Origin of the sequence: Granulicella tundricola MP5ACTX9, assembly GCF_000178975.2 — a bacterium.
GTDB classification, from domain to species: domain Bacteria; phylum Acidobacteriota; class Terriglobia; order Terriglobales; family Acidobacteriaceae; genus Edaphobacter; species Edaphobacter tundricola.
Genome location: NC_015064.1, coordinates 2,925,487 through 2,939,706 on the forward strand (window position 1 = coordinate 2,925,487; position 14,220 = coordinate 2,939,706).

At 61.5% G+C, this 14,220-nt stretch carries 15 protein-coding genes; 7 read left to right on the forward strand and 8 right to left on the reverse strand.

The features are described 5' to 3' along the window. Window positions 1-31: 31 nt before the first annotated feature. On the forward strand, window positions 32-1,828 hold the full coding sequence (locus ACIX9_RS12445; RefSeq protein ID WP_083808437.1) for a DsbA family protein: 1,797 nt from the start codon (window positions 32-34) through the stop codon (window positions 1,826-1,828). Window positions 1,829-2,087: 259 nt separating this feature from the next. On the opposite strand, the gene ACIX9_RS12450 is transcribed toward ACIX9_RS12445, so the two are convergent. The 6 genes from ACIX9_RS12450 to ACIX9_RS12475 form a co-directional block, all read right to left on the reverse strand. Continuing rightward, on the reverse strand, window positions 2,088-2,786 hold the full coding sequence (locus ACIX9_RS12450) for a Crp/Fnr family transcriptional regulator (RefSeq protein WP_013580843.1): 699 nt from the start codon (window positions 2,784-2,786) through the stop codon (window positions 2,088-2,090). Window positions 2,787-2,998: 212 nt separating this feature from the next. Further along, window positions 2,999-3,535: a hypothetical protein gene (locus ACIX9_RS12455; RefSeq protein ID WP_013580844.1), complete on the reverse strand. Its 537-nt coding sequence runs from the start codon at window positions 3,533-3,535 to the stop codon at window positions 2,999-3,001. Then, window positions 3,532-4,305 (reverse strand): sensor histidine kinase, encoded by a 774-nt coding sequence (locus ACIX9_RS12460; protein WP_013580845.1) that lies wholly within the window; start codon window positions 4,303-4,305, stop codon window positions 3,532-3,534. The genes ACIX9_RS12455 and ACIX9_RS12460 overlap by 4 nt, the downstream gene beginning before the upstream one ends. Before the next feature lie 202 nt (window positions 4,306-4,507). Continuing rightward, window positions 4,508-5,128: a hypothetical protein gene (locus ACIX9_RS26465; protein WP_013580846.1), complete on the reverse strand. Its 621-nt coding sequence runs from the start codon at window positions 5,126-5,128 to the stop codon at window positions 4,508-4,510. Then, complete coding sequence (locus ACIX9_RS12470; RefSeq protein WP_013580847.1) at window positions 5,128-5,664, reverse strand: hypothetical protein; 537 nt, start codon at window positions 5,662-5,664, stop codon at window positions 5,128-5,130. The genes ACIX9_RS26465 and ACIX9_RS12470 overlap by 1 nt, the downstream gene beginning before the upstream one ends. Continuing rightward, window positions 5,661-6,245 carry an RNA polymerase sigma factor gene (locus ACIX9_RS12475; RefSeq protein WP_041597748.1) on the reverse strand — a complete coding sequence of 195 codons (585 nt, stop codon included), beginning with the start codon at window positions 6,243-6,245 and terminating at the stop codon, window positions 5,661-5,663. Before ACIX9_RS12475 ends, ACIX9_RS12470 begins: the two co-directional genes overlap by 4 nt. Window positions 6,246-6,557: 312 nt before the next feature. Between ACIX9_RS12475 and pdxH the strand changes: the two genes are divergently transcribed. Both pdxH and ACIX9_RS12485 read left to right on the forward strand, forming a co-directional pair. Beyond that, window positions 6,558-7,175: a pyridoxamine 5'-phosphate oxidase gene (pdxH, locus tag ACIX9_RS12480; protein ID WP_013580849.1), complete on the forward strand. Its 618-nt coding sequence runs from the start codon at window positions 6,558-6,560 to the stop codon at window positions 7,173-7,175. A gap of 151 nt (window positions 7,176-7,326) precedes the next feature. Then, the gene (locus ACIX9_RS12485) at window positions 7,327-8,121 is read left to right on the forward strand and encodes an EcsC family protein (RefSeq protein ID WP_013580850.1); all 795 of its coding nucleotides are present in this window, start codon (window positions 7,327-7,329) and stop codon (window positions 8,119-8,121) included. 19 nt (window positions 8,122-8,140) lie between these two features. Here the strand turns inward: ACIX9_RS12485 and ACIX9_RS24775 are convergent, their stop codons facing one another. Both ACIX9_RS24775 and ACIX9_RS12490 read right to left on the reverse strand, forming a co-directional pair. Further along, on the reverse strand, window positions 8,141-8,302 hold the full coding sequence (locus tag ACIX9_RS24775; RefSeq protein ID WP_013580851.1) for a hypothetical protein: 162 nt from the start codon (window positions 8,300-8,302) through the stop codon (window positions 8,141-8,143). Between the two features lie 58 nt (window positions 8,303-8,360). Beyond that, window positions 8,361-9,872, reverse strand: coding sequence for an RNB domain-containing ribonuclease (locus tag ACIX9_RS12490; RefSeq protein WP_041597084.1), 1,512 nt, complete (start codon window positions 9,870-9,872; stop codon window positions 8,361-8,363). A gap of 587 nt (window positions 9,873-10,459) precedes the next feature. On the opposite strand from ACIX9_RS12490, the gene ACIX9_RS12500 reads away from it, so the two are divergent. From ACIX9_RS12500 to ACIX9_RS12515, 4 genes are all read left to right on the forward strand, one after another. Beyond that, a complete protein-coding gene (locus tag ACIX9_RS12500; protein WP_013573305.1) occupies window positions 10,460-11,491 on the forward strand; it encodes an IS110 family RNA-guided transposase in 1,032 nt (343 codons plus the stop codon). Between the two features lie 472 nt (window positions 11,492-11,963). Then, window positions 11,964-12,383 (forward strand): hypothetical protein, encoded by a 420-nt coding sequence (locus tag ACIX9_RS23845; protein WP_157477528.1) that lies wholly within the window; start codon window positions 11,964-11,966, stop codon window positions 12,381-12,383. Window positions 12,384-12,509: 126 nt separating this feature from the next. Then, window positions 12,510-13,253: a hypothetical protein gene (locus ACIX9_RS12510; protein ID WP_013580854.1), complete on the forward strand. Its 744-nt coding sequence runs from the start codon at window positions 12,510-12,512 to the stop codon at window positions 13,251-13,253. A 224-nt stretch (window positions 13,254-13,477) separates the two neighbouring features. Beyond that, window positions 13,478-14,038 (forward strand): MOSC domain-containing protein, encoded by a 561-nt coding sequence (locus ACIX9_RS12515; RefSeq protein WP_013580855.1) that lies wholly within the window; start codon window positions 13,478-13,480, stop codon window positions 14,036-14,038. The last annotated feature ends 182 nt before the right edge of the window (window positions 14,039-14,220 follow it).

Below are 14,220 nucleotides of genomic sequence, written 5' to 3' on the forward strand. Positions count from 1 at the left end.
CGTCATTCTGGCGAAGCCAGAACCTCCGTATTTGTCTTTGCTGTTGCTGTTGCTCGTTCTCTTCCCCCTCACCACGACCACCACCAATGCCCAATCAACCCCCATAGCCGCCACCTCCACCTTCAACCAATCCGGCACCTTCGCCCCCCTCCCCAACCCCGCCGCCCCCGCCACCCTCATCGTCTTCTCGGACTTCGCCTGCCCCTTCTCCGCCAGGACCTTCTTCACCCTCCAGAAGCTCTCCACCCGCTACCCCAACAGCCTCCACATCCTCTACAAGCAAACCCCGCTCCCCATCCATCCCGACGCACCCCTCGCCGCCCGCGCAGCCCTCGCCGCCGCCCGCCAGAACCGTTACAACGCCATGGCCGAGCTCCTCTTCGCCAACCAGACCCACCAGGATCTCCCCACCTTCCTCAGCTTCGCCCGCCAGCTTCACCTGGACATCCCCCGCTTCCGCCGCGACTACGACTCCCCCGCCGTCGCCGCACAGCTCGCCACCGACCTCGAAGAAAGCCACGCCTTCGGCGTCATCGAAACCCCCACCTCCTTCCTCAACGGCAAGCTCCTCTCCGGCCTCCAGGACGAGCCAACCCTCACCGCCCTCATCGACAAAGCCAGCACCACCCCTTCCATCGCCCCCACCCTTGCCTCAGGTAACGACGGCACCATCACCGACCCCACCCTCCTCGCTCAGATCCTCGCACCCACCTCCCCCACCCAGGGCCCCGCCACAGCCCCCCTCACCATCGTCGAGTTCACCGACTTCCAGTGCCCCTTCTGCCGCGCCGCCGTCGCCCCCATGGAGCAGCTCATGGCCGCACGAGGCCAGGAGGTCCGCTGGATCTTCCGCGCCTTCCCCCTCGACTTCCACCAGTTCGCCGAGCAGTCCGCCGAAGCCGCCCTCGCCGCCGGCGAGCAGGGCAAGTTCTGGCCCATGCATGACCTCCTCTTCGCCCACCAGTCCGCCCTCACCCTCGCCGACCTCCACACCTACGCCCAGCAGCTCAACCTCAACCTCCCCGCCTTCGACGAAGCCATGTCCACCCATCGCCTCGCCGGCCAGGTCGCCGCAGACCGAGCCCTCGGCCTCCGCGCCGGCGTCTCCGGCACCCCCACCTTCATGGTCGACGGCCATCTCATGGTCGGCGCACGCTCTCTCACAGAGCTCGCCGCCCTCGCAGACGCCCACCGCAACTTCGCCGGCATCCAGAACGCATCAGCGCGAGTCCCCACAGCCCCAGCAGCCACACACCAGGTCCTCGGCCCTGAACCTTCCTCTGGCCAGCCCGACACCCCAATCACCCTCACCTGGTTCACCGACGTCCGCAGCCCCCTCGCCGCCCATCAGGCAGAGCTCCTCCGCACCCTCACCGCCCACTACGAAGGCCGCATCCGGGTCCTCTTCAAAGCCGACCCCCTCGTCACCCACCCCGACAGCCGCCTCGCCAGCGCAGCCCTCTTCGCCGCCCTGGCGTTAGGAGGATCAGACAAATTCTGGCCCATGTTCGACGCCCTCGCCGACCGCCGCGACCTCCTCGACCGCCCCAAGCTCCTCACCATAGCCGCCGCCATGCACCTGAACGCCTCAGCCTTTGAGAAGTCCCTCGACCAATCCGAAAATGACGTCACAGCAGACCAGCAGGAAGCCACCCGCCGCGGCATCTCCGGCGCTCCCGTCCTCTTCCTCAACACAGAGCGAGTAGACGGCCTCCAACGCGAAGCCTTCTACACCGCCATCCTTGATCGTCAGTTGAAAGACCAACTCAAAGCCCAGCCCACCACCACCCAAGCCACCCTCCTCACCACTAACCCCACCCACCACTAAGCCCTCACCCACTAATCCCTCCCCCACTAGCCCTCCCCCAAACGGTCGTCATTCTGAGCGAAGCTCAGAACCTCCGTATTAGCCGTATTAGCCATTGCCGTTGCCTGTTCTAAGCCCTCGCCGTTGCCCGTTCTCAAACTCAAAACTCAAAACTCGCCCTCCACCATCAGGCCCAAAAAAAACGGATCAAGACAGAGCATCCTGCCTTGATCCGTCTTTGACCGTCTTATCCGTGGTAATCAGTTGCAGTTGTCTGTTTCTAGCCTAACAAGTAAAGCGTCTCAATCAAATCCCGCACGATCGGATAGCACTCACAAGCCGCGCTCTCCAACCCTTCACGATCCAGAATTTTGATATGCCCTCGCTTGTACTCGATCAACCCACTCCGCTGCAAACTCCCCGCAGCCAGCGTCACAGTCGTCCGCCGAGCCCCGATCATCTCCGCCAGAAACTCCTGCGTCAACGTAAAGTGATCGCTCTCCAGCCGGTCGCTCACCATCAGCAGCCACCGCGCCAGCCGCTCTTCGAGCTCATGCAGCCGATTGCAGGCCGCAATCTGCCCCAGCACCAGGTTCTGCGCCTGCACCTCCGCCAGGATCAGCGTCCGCAACATCTCAGAGCTTTGAAACTCACGCCTCAACTCCGCAAACGACATCCTGAGCGCCGTACCGTCCACCTGGATAAATCCCGTCGTCGGCAGCAGCCCTGCCCCCAGCAGGTGCATCCCCTCCACCAGACCCTCGCGCCCAATCAGCCCCACCTCGACGCCATTCCCATCCTCCATGAACGTCACCACGGAGGTCACTCCGCTCGTCATGAAGTGCGCATACTTCGGAACCACACCTGGTTCATAGAGATTCACCGGAACCGGCAGCGTAATCGCCTCCATCCGTGCCAGCAAGGTAGTCCTGTACTCAGCCGGAAGTTTTTCCAGCAAACGATTCGTTCCAGCAGCCATAACACCAGATCCTTTGCATCAGTTCGCAAAAGAACAGGCGCCACCATGGCGACCGAGAGAGTGCGTCTCTGAACAGAGTGGAACAGCGTGCGTCCACATGTCAGACCATACACGCCGACCCCGTCCAGCTATGTGTCCCAGCTACCATAGCCACAAGAAATCAAAATCCCTGGCTGAAGCCCATTGACATACCGCGATCGATCCTGCCCTTCCTAAAGCCCTGCAAGTAACTCCGCCGTCGCAAAGAACAGCTCTGCATCCAGCCGTCCCGTGTCGCCCAGCGGCACCACCGCAAGCGCCTCCACCAGCGCCGGGTCGAGCGTCACCGTCTCCGTTCCCGCAACGTTCTCTCGCACCCACCGTTCCAGAATCCTTCCGCCGTTGTTCAGCGCCAGCAGGTGAAAGCCCAGCACCCGCGCGCTCAAGGAGAGTTGTACCGGCTCTCCCTCGTAGTGATGCCACAAAGCCGCAAACGCACCTTCCAGCGAGCTCTCCTGCGCGGCGATCAGAACCTTCGGCGCAGCCAATGGAATCCCCCCCGCAAGCTCACGCAGAACCCGCACACACTCACAATCGTCGGAGTCTCGTCCGTCCCCGCATCGCCGGGATGCAAGCTGAAGGCTCGCCGCCTGCAGAAACAGCGTCATCGCAAACGCGATCTCTTCCGGCCTCACCACCGGATAGGCCGCGCCCGCAATCAGCGACATCGGCAACGCACCCCGAAGATCACGGCGCACATTCATTCTCATCCCGTCACCCTGCTTCCAGCACTCTCACGCTCCGCAGCCTCTATCTCACGCGGCAGCGAGATCCGAAATGCAGTTCCGCTCCGCCCCTTGCGCGTGCTGCTCCGCGATCGGATCGTCCCCTGATGCCGTTCCACAATCGCCTTCGAGATCGCCAACCCCAACCCCGTCCCGCGATCCGCCTTCGTCGTAAAAAATGGATCGAACACCTTAGCCAGCATCGGTTCCGGGATCCCATGCCCATCATCCGCAATCGTCAGGTGAACCTGGGCCTCACACCGCCGAACCCGCAGCCGCAGCGTCCCCTTCTCCGGCAGCGCATCGATCGCATTCACCACCAGGTTCGACATCACCTGCAGCAGCTCCCCCGCATGCGCACGCACCTTCGCATCCGGCACAATTTCCTTCAGCAGCCGTATCTGCTTCGCCGCCAGCTTCCACTGGTACACCCGCACCGCCGCGTCTGTAATCTCTCCCATATCCACCGCCGCCAGCGCAGCCGCGCCCCTGTGAAAGCTCAGCGTCTGATGCGCAATCTGCACCACGCTCGCCAGTTGCTCCTGCAGCAGACTCACATACTCCCGAACCTTCTCGGGGTCGTCAGCCTCCTCCCGAGCCAGGTAGGCAAGGTTCGTAATTGCCTCCAGCGGGTTGTTGATCTCATGCATCACCGCGGCCGCAAACTGCCCCGCCGCCGCAAGCGTCCTGCTCTGCCGCAAAGCCTCTTCAAGCTCGGCCCACCTGTCGTTACGCTCTGTGATCGATTCTTCCAAGTATCCACTCCCAGTCACACCCGAAACACTGGGAAGAACGCCATCATGGCGTCTGTTGCCCGGAGGGAAGCTCCCCCGCTGGCCAGCCTGTTCACTTCGACAAAATCAGCAAAAACACTAATGTCGTCTATCAAACATTAGGATGCCAGGAGGAAAGATTCTGTCGCCTGTAAAACAGAGCAACATTGCACACACCGCCAACCTACTTCAGCGTCTGCATCCGAGCAATCTGGTCCGCATCCAGTTCCTTCCGAATCGCACCCATCAGCCTCGTATTCGTCTTCTCCAGCGCATCCCGAGCCTGCGCCACCCGGTCGATCTGCCCGAACACGCTCCCCTGGTTCACCTTCGAATCCCGCGTCGCAGCCTCCAGACGAGTCTCCTCCGTCCGCAGCGCCTGATACCTCTCCGCCAACTCCCCGCGCGAGTCATTGAAGATCGCGTCCATCCGCTTCCTCTGCTCCGGCCTCAACCCCAGCGCATTCGAGTACCCCTTGTCGTCCCACCACCGCCCCACAGCCCCTGTCTGCAGACTTCCCCCACGCATCCCACCCCGAACCCCGCCCATCCCACCAGCACCCACAGGCACGCCCCCGCGACCGCCCATCGCGTCGCCGCCAAAGCCGCCCTGCATCCGTCCGCCCGCTCCCTGCTGTCCACCGCCCTGGCCGCCGCCGCCCGGACCACCTTGTCCGCCGCCACCGCCCTGCCCGCCGCCACCGCCCCCATGCCCCTGCGCCAGCGCAACCCCGCCCGCAAGCAGCATCACCAGCAGCGAGCAGCCGGACAGCATCAGCATCTTCTTCTTCCATCCCGACTGCATCACCGTCTCCTCTCCCGCAAACCGGTCTTCGCTCCTGAAGCAGACCCTGCCTGCCAGCCATGCGCCGCCAGCATCTGCGCCTCGCTCTGGCTCAACTCATCGTCCACAGCCGCCAGCAAAGCATTGTCCTTCGCAATCTGTTCCGCTGAATCCCCAGCCTCAATCTCCGAGCCAGTATCCGCAGCCGTTTCAACAGCACTATGTCCGTGCTGGAAGTGTACCGTCACCGGCACCATCACCCCAAGCAAAACCGCAGCAGCCAGCGCCCACCCTGCCGCCGGATACATCCTCCATCCCGCCGCAGCCTTTTGCGGCATAGCCGCCGGCCTCTGCGCCTCGCTCCAACGCAGCGCAGCCAAACCAAAATTCCCCACCGATCCCGTAAACAGTTCCATCTCCGCCCGGCACTCGGCACACCCATCCACATGCGCCTGCGCATCAGCCCCCAGCGATTCACCCATCATCGCCAGGCCGAACTCATCCTCATCCAAATGCCGGCCCGGCTCTCGCCCAAACCCATGCCCAATCGAGCTCACTTCGTCCCTCCCAGCTTCGTCCGGATCGCACTGATCGCGCGATGCAGATGCGTCTTCACCGTGTTGATCGGCATCCCCGTAATCTCCGAGATCTCATCCAGGTCCAGCTCCTCCGTAAACCGCAGCATGAACACCCGCCGCTGATTCACGCTCAGCTCTTCCACTACATCCCTCACCTGCCGCAGACGCTCCTCCGCCAGCACCCTCGCCTCAGCCGAACTCGCATGGCTCGGCAGAAACGAAGCCATCTCCGTCACATCCAGCGCCGTCGCCCTGGCCTTCCGCCAGAACTGAAACTTCTTCGTCCGCAGATTATCCCGGATCAGGTTATTCGCAATCCCAAACAGCCACGTACTCACCGAGCAGTCGCCCCGGAAGCTCCCGCGCGCATTGAACGCCTTCAACAGGCAGTCCTGCGTAATGCTCTCCGCCAGATCCTGATCGTTGATCGAAAACGCGACATACCGCAGCAGCCGCGGCCGATACACCCGCACCAGCCCGTCGATATCGTCCAGCTCTGAAATAACGCTCCCCCGCTCACCCACGCAGATCCCACTGCTGAGAATAGACGAGTCGGACATCAAAGAAGCTTTCGCAAACATAGGCAGCATCCAGAACATTGAAGTGGTGACACAAAAAGAGACGCTCCCCGACGCCCCAGAGGTTACAAAGTCACCAACAACCCTCACTACCACCTCTGAGCCATCGATAGGCGACCCCACGCAAGTCCATCCGCCTTGGCCGTATCCGCCTTGATCGCTTTTATCCCCTCTTATCCCCGTAATCTTTTTGCCAGAAACCAGCACAGGAGCCATGCAGTCCCAGACCCACCTTTCACCATCCAACCCAGCGACGCACCACGCGCTACACTGAGGTCACTGGAGCAAACCTTGATGCCGGAACCCAACACTCGCTGCGGCATGACCATGGAACAAGCCGTAGACCCCATCGACTTCTTCAACTGCTGGATGGAAGACGCCAAACACTCAGAGCTCAACGATCCCAACGCCATGAGCCTCGCCACCGCCACCCCGGATGGCCTTCCCTCGGTCCGCATCGTCCTCCTCAAAACCGTTGACGCCAAAGGCTTTAGCTTCTACACCAACGGCGAATCCCGCAAAGGCCGCGAGCTCCGCGCCAACACCCACGCCGCCCTCGCCCTCCATTGGAAGTCCCGCCAGCGCCAGGTCCGCGTCGAAGGAACCATCACCGAGCTCCCCCCGGAAGACGTCGACGCCTACTTCAAACGCCGTCATCGCATGAGCCAGATCGGCGCCTGGGCCTCCCAGCAATCCCGCCCTCTCGACTCCCGCGCCGCCCTCCTCCAAAGCACCGAAGAGATTGAAAAGCGCTTCCCCGGCGAGGTCCCCCGCCCCCCTTACTGGACCGGCTTCGTCGTCAAACCCACCTCCATCGAGTTCTGGCAGGAAGGCGACTACCGCCTCCACGACCGCATCGTCTTCACCCCCACCCCAAACAACTCCTGGACCAAACAACGCCTCTACCCATAAAGCAGGGCCTGGAGCCTAGGGACCAGAGCCTGGCAAGCAGACGCAACCACCGCTCCTCAAGCCGGGTCCCTTGATCCCTGATCCCTGCCGTTGTCCGCTAGTCCCTAGGCTCTAGGCTCTAGGCCCTAGGCCCTGCCCTTAAGGAACCCCCATGACCCCCCAAGACACCGCCCTCCTCGCCACCGCCAAGCAAAACCTCGAAGCCGAATCCTTCGCCATGAAGGTAGCCGCCAAGGTAGGCGTCCCCTTTGAAACCCTCATGCGCATGCTCCCCGCAGGAGCCCAGGCAAGCATCGGCGAAGCCGTCAACCGCGCACTCGAGCAGTGTCTCCAGGTAGCCCTTCTCGACACTCGCACAACGATCGCCCCCCGCAGCAAGCGCCTCCACACCGCCGCCACCGCGGTCACCGGAGCCATCGGAGGCTTCTTCGGCCTCCCCGGCCTCGCCATCGAGCTCCCCGTCACCACCACCGTCATGCTCCACTCCATCGCCGAAATCGCCCGTTCCCACGGCGAAGACCTCACCCAGCCCGAACCCGCTCTCGCCTGCCTCCAGGTCTTCGCCCTGGGCCCCAATCACACCCGTCTCAACAGCGGCGCGGAGGCCTCGGAGAGCGCCTACTACGCCACCCGGGCAGCCCTCACCCAAGTCACCCGTGAAGCCGCCTCCTACGTCGCCGAAAAGGGTCTAGCCAAGGAGGGCGCACCCGCCCTGGTCTCCTTCATCGCCCGAGTAGCCGCCCGCTTCGGCCTCGAAGTCAGCGAGAAAGCTGCCGCCCAGCTCATCCCGGTAGCCGGAGCCGCCGGAGGCCTCGCCTTGAACATCATGTTCACCAACCACTTCCAGCGCCTCGCAGAAGGCCACTTCGCCATCCGCCACCTCGAACGCAAATACGGCCAACCCGAAGTCCACCAACTCTACGAGTCCCTCCCCACCACCCCCTAAACCCGCCCAACCCAAACCGTCATTCTGAGCGAAGCTCAGAACCTCCGTATTTGCCGTTGCGGTTGCCGTTGCTCTTGCTCTTGCCGTTGCCGTTGCGGTTGCCGTTGCTCTTGCCGTTGCCGTTGCCGTTGCCGTTGCCGTTCGGATTAGAGGGGGACTTCAGCCCCCCGTCAAAGGGCAAAAAAAATGGGCTTTAGCCCCGGGCCGTTGCTATTCCTCCGTGTCCTCCCCGATCCCCTTTACGGCCGAGTAAAGTCAATAAAAGCATGCACCGGGTCCGCCTCACTCAACGTTACGGTAGCCGTATCCCCCACATCCAACCCTTCAAACCCTCGCACGATCTTCCCCTCCACCGGAGGATCGAAGATCCGTATATAAGTCCCCTTGTCCTTGGCCCCCGTGATCACCCCCGTAAACTGATGCCCAATCAAGTGTCCTAAAGCCACCGCCGCCACCCTCTTCTGCATCGCCCGCTCCACCTTCCGAGCCGCCGCATCCCGCTCATTGCAATGCGCCGCAATCCCCGCCAACTCCTCATCGCTATACGGAGCACCCTCACCCCGCAGCAAAGCCTTCACAATCCTCTGCGTCACCAGATCCGCAAACCGCCGATTCGGCGCAGTCGAATGCGTATAGTCCAGCGCCGCCAGCCCAAAGTGCCCCGGCTGCTCCTCAGACCCACCCGCAGCGAGCACATACTCCCCCGGCCCCATCAGCTTGATAATCGCCAGCGACAGATCCGGATAATGCACCGGGTCACTGGCCTGTTGAGCCACCAGAAATTTATTCAAAGCCCGCGCATCCGGACTCTCAGGCAGCGCAGTCCCCTTAGCCGCCACCAGCGCCACAATTCTTGACCACCGCTCCGGCGACCTTACCACCCGCCGTATACTCGACCGCCCCGACTCCCGCAGCATCCGAGCCATCGTCTCATTCGAAGCGATCATCAGGTCCGCAATGAGATCCGAAGCCCGGTTCCGCATCACCGCCTTGATCGACTGCACCTTCCCGTCGATCACCACCGGATCGGCCTCCACCCGATTGAACTCCAGCGCCCCCTGCGCCACCCTCTGCCTGTGCAGCAACTGCGCCGCCTCATCCTGCAGCCTCAACTGCGCCTGAATCGCCGCATCGTTCAAAATCTTGGGGTCCGTCCGCCCATCCCCCCGCGCCTTCCCCTCCAGCCACGGCCCCACAGTCGAGTAAGCCAGTTGCGCCCCATTCCTCACCCACGCCTCATACAACGCCGTCCCCACCAGCCCACCATCCCCCGTCACCGTAAACTCACACACGATCGCCCGCCGATCCTGCCCTTCATTCAAGCTCGTCAGATCAGTCGAAAGCTCATTCGGCAGCATAGGAAAGTTATGCACCGCCGTATAAACCGTCTGCGTCTGCAAAGCCGCAGCCCGATCCAGCACCGTATCCTTCCCCACCGCCGCCGCCACATCCGCAATCCCCACCAGCACCCGAATCCCCGCCTGCGTCCTCTCCGCCCACTCCACCTGATCCAGATCCCGCGAAGTATCGTTATCGATCGAAGACCAACTCAACCCCCTCAAGTCCCTAGCCTCTGGGTGCCCCATGTCTCGCTTCTGAGACATGGGTTCAAAAGAACCCCGTATCTCCTCAACCTCCCTCTCTCCCGCCTCAACCTCCTCCCCATCCAACGGCAAAAGGTTAAACCCCTCCCGCACCATCTCGGCACGAGCAGCAGCAGCAAGATCGAACACAACCCCATGAGTAGTCATTCGTGGTCGAGACTAGTGCAAATCCCCGCCCCTGTACAGAGAACCCTCATCAACCGCACCCCGCCCAGCCAACACCTCAGCGGCCGGAACCAGATCTCCCTTCGCATCGACCAGGCCGGAGTGATACGAAGAAAAAGTAATGGTCGTGTGCCCCATCCTCACCGACAGCTTCATCGTCGATTAGGGTGGGCATCGTTTGCGAAAGCAAACGACCGCCTTCCGTCCCACACCAAACCGCGCGCCACCAGCCTCACCCACACCACCTGACAGCGCTGAAGGCGCGGCCTATACCAGCCCAGGGCGAAAGCCCTGGGTCACCAGCAAACATCAACCCAAGGGCTGAAAGCCCGACACATGCCCTTTCCTCAACATGTTCCCAAAACACCGTTTATAGGAACAAACCACAACCTCCGTGTGCCCCATCCTCACCGACGGTTCTATCGTCGGTTAGGGTGGGCATCGTTTGCGGTAGCAAACGACCGTTCTCCTCCACGTTTCCCAAAACGCCGTTAATGAGATGGTCCGCCGCTTGATCTCCACCCGGAAGGTAGGCGATTGTGTTGGCAGGTACAAGGAGGATCATCGACATGCAGATTCATTCGGTTGGCATAGATCTGGGTAAGACGACCTTTCACCTCGTAGCCCTGAGCGCAGCTGGCAAGGTGCTGTTGCGCAAGAAGTTCACTCAGAAGCAACTGATCACCTTCACCGCGAACATGCAGACCTCCTTGATCGGGATGGAGGCATGTTCAGGAGCGCACTTCCTGGGCCGGGCTTTGCGAGCGCAAGGCCACGACGTGAAGCTGATTCCAGCGCAGTTTGTAAAGCCGTTCGTGAAGTCGAATAAGAACGACTTCCTGGATGCTGAGGCGATCGCTGAAGCCGTCGACCGACAGAACATGCGCTTCGTTCCGATCAAGACCGACGATCAGCTCGACCTGCAAGCCATGCATCGTGTGCGTGACAGGCTTGTCGCTCGCCGGACGTCCGTGATCAACCAGCTGCGAGCCTTTCTGCTGGAGCGCGGCATGGTTTTCGCCAAGACTCCCATCAAGTTGAGACAAGCGATGCCAGAGATACTCGAGAACGCGGAGTCGAACCTGACGCCACGCATGCGCAACCTTGTCAGCCTGCTCTGGAGCGAGTGGAAGGATCTTCAGCAGCAGATCGTTGCGATGAACGAAGAGGTCGAGCAGATCGCTTCTTCCGACCCCGCATGCCAACGGCTGAGACAAATCCCCGGCATCGGCCCCTTGGTCGCAACCGCAATCGTCGCTGCGATCGGCAACGGAGCAGCCTTCCATAAGGGCCGAGAGTTCTCCGCATGGCTTGGACTTGTACCCCGACAGCACTCGACCGGCGGCAAGGCGAGACTCTTCGGCATCAGCAAGCGAGGTAACCGCTACCTGAGAAAGCTGCTCGTCCATGGCGCCCGATCAGCAGTTCTCATCGTCAAGCGAGAGCGTTCCCCGTTTGGGCCTTGGCTTGATGGTCTGGAACAACGAGCACCGGTGAAGGTCGTCATTACAGCCGCAGCCAACAAGCTTGCTCGTATGGCCTGGGCGGTGCTCTCAAGCGGCAATGACTACCGCCCAGCAACGGCTCCGATGCCGGCCTGAGCAGGCGCGGAAAAGACGCCTTCGGCTTGGAAGCGCAGAATCGCGCTCCCACTTTACCGCACCACGACGACGATTTAGAGTTCCCACCAAGGTCTGCACTGGACAGCTAAGACGACCGAACAGTTCCCAACGGCGTGCTCAAAACCTGCTCCCGAAAATGGTCTTCCATGACCGTGCCGTTTATCAGGTAGAGCACGCAGCGCAACTCATCATGGCCAGGAGACTAGACCCTCCACCCAAAGGCCGAATACATTTGCGCAGACCTGTCGATGTCGCCCTTCGCTTTTCCCTTGCAGTCGTGCGGCGGACCATACATTTCAGGGACAAACCCTGATGTTAGGGTGGGAACACCATGCGATCGGCAACCAGTGATGAAGCTAGACGCTACTGCAATCAGGACGGGGGCCCCCGAAAGGTGGCCTCTGACGGTTGCAGCGTTTTCTTCGATGTGCCCGAAGAGCATTCTTTCTTCTTGAAGTCACCCACGGACTATCGGACGCTCGCGTTTCTCTGCCAGCGGCTAGTGAATGGAGTCTATGGCGGAAACTTTCCCGGAGGGCTGGTTTGGCTGCACATGTGGAACGTTGGGGCTGACTACCTGATGCCGCTCGGTTGGCGGATCGTTGAAGATATGCGGCGCGCGAACGGTGACCAGCGCCCCCTCGACGTTGCACCAGCACAGATCTTTAGAGAAGACGAAACGCTCGACGTCCAACTCTTCCTCATGACGGCTTTCGGGAATGGGTGGCCCGGCTGCTTCGTACCTGCCATCGGGGACTTTATAGTAGAGTTTCGGTCAAGCCACCGCCTTTTCTTCTATTGCGAGAAGGAGGCTACTGTCAAACGCCTCTGCATGGAACTCAAAGCCTTTGAGCCGCAGGTCGCGACATAAGGTGCGTCTACCGTGCCGTAAATCCTCGAAAGTCGGTGTTTTCGGCAATCTCCCTAACGAAGTCACCGGCAAACCGCCCCCAAAGCCCCGATCAACCCCACCCACCCCCCTTGCTACAATTCCGTCATGGCCACCTACCTCGTAGTCCCAGACGATTACGCCGGCTGGAACCCGACAGGCCGTAACTTCGCATCGATCGGTGCAGCCATCGGAGCGATCGGCCTGCTCTCATGGATGTCCCTGCACCGCCACCTCGGCACCTTCACGCCCGCCGCTACATCCGACCGCCTCTTCCTCTCCGGCCTTGTCTGGCTGGGCGCCGGAGGCTTCGGCCTCATGGCCGTCGCAGCCATGGGATCGATCCTGCTGTCCTTGAAATCACGCGGAACCGTCACCATCACAGACCAGGGAGTCCTGCGGACAGTAGGTACCCGCAGCTCATCTCTCCCCTGGACCGAAATCCAGGGCCTCGTGCCCATGCCCTATGGAGGCGTCACGCTCGTCGCCACCACCGGCAAAAGCAACATCACCATACCCCGCTTTCTCGATGACTATCGCGCTTGCATCGCAGAGCTCAAGGACCACGGTCTCCAGGCAATTCCGTCCAGCAGCCTTCGTACAAAACGGAAGCGCAACTGGCAAAACACTCTCACCGTTGGCGCGTTCGTCTTCTTCATCTCGCTCGCCACATCCGCACACGAATCCCACAGCGTGCGCATCACAAGCCTCAGCGCAGCAGTTGCCTTGGCAGTTTGGGCACTCAAAACTGCCTGGACCAAAACCGAGCTGGAAGCATCACCGTGGCTGGACTGCGTAGTTCTTCTCGGCATCCTCCTCTACGCCTCCATCCGCATGATCCTCACCTGGTGACCTCACAAAGCCACGAGCCGTCATCTTAAACTCATAACCCTCCACTCAAAACTTAAACTCTCAAACTCAAGCCGTAGCCTGTCCTGACGCATCACTAACCACTAGCCACTAGGCTCTAGGCTCTAGGCTCTAGGCCCTAGGCCCTGAACCCTGAACCCTGAGCCCTGAACCCTGAACCCTGAACCCTGAACCCTGAACCCTGAACCCTGAACCCTGAGAACCATATGCCACCCCACCCATCCACCACCGGCACCGTAGTCTCCGTAAGCCGAAGCCCCATCCACGGCTTCAGCAAAGACCCCGTCGCTGAAATCAACATCCTCGCCAACCACGGAGTAGAAGGCGACGCCCACGCCGGCCCTCTCGTCCAGCACCTCTACCGCGTCCGCAAAAATCCCAAAGCCCCCAACCTCTGCCAGGTCCACCTCCTACCCGAAGAACTCTTCGCAGAACTCCGCGCCGAAGGCCTCGAGGTCGCCCCCGGCCAGATGGGCGAGAACATCACAGTCCGCGGCCTCAACCTCATCGACCTCCCCGTAGGAGCCCTCGTCCACCTCGGCTCAACCGCCGTCGTCGAGATCACCGGCCTCCGCGACCCCTGCAACCAGCTTAACGGCCTCCGCAAAGGCCTCATGAAGGCCTGCTTCGCCCGCGATGCCGATGGCACCCTCCTCCGCAAAGCCGGCGTCATGGCCACCGCCAAAGTCTCCGGCCCAGTCCGCCCCGGCGACCTCATCACCATCCACCACCCACCCCACCCCTGGACAAAGATGACCCCCGTCTAACAAAGCCACACACCTGCCATTGCCATTGCCGTTGCGGTTGCGGTTGCGGTTGCCGTTGCGGTTGCCGCTGCCGCCGTTGCCGTTGCCGTTGCCGTTGCCGTTCGGATTAGAGGGGGCCTTCAGGCCCCCGTCAACGGCCAGGAATAGAGAGGGGCTTTAGCCCCGGCTCATCCCCACCTTAA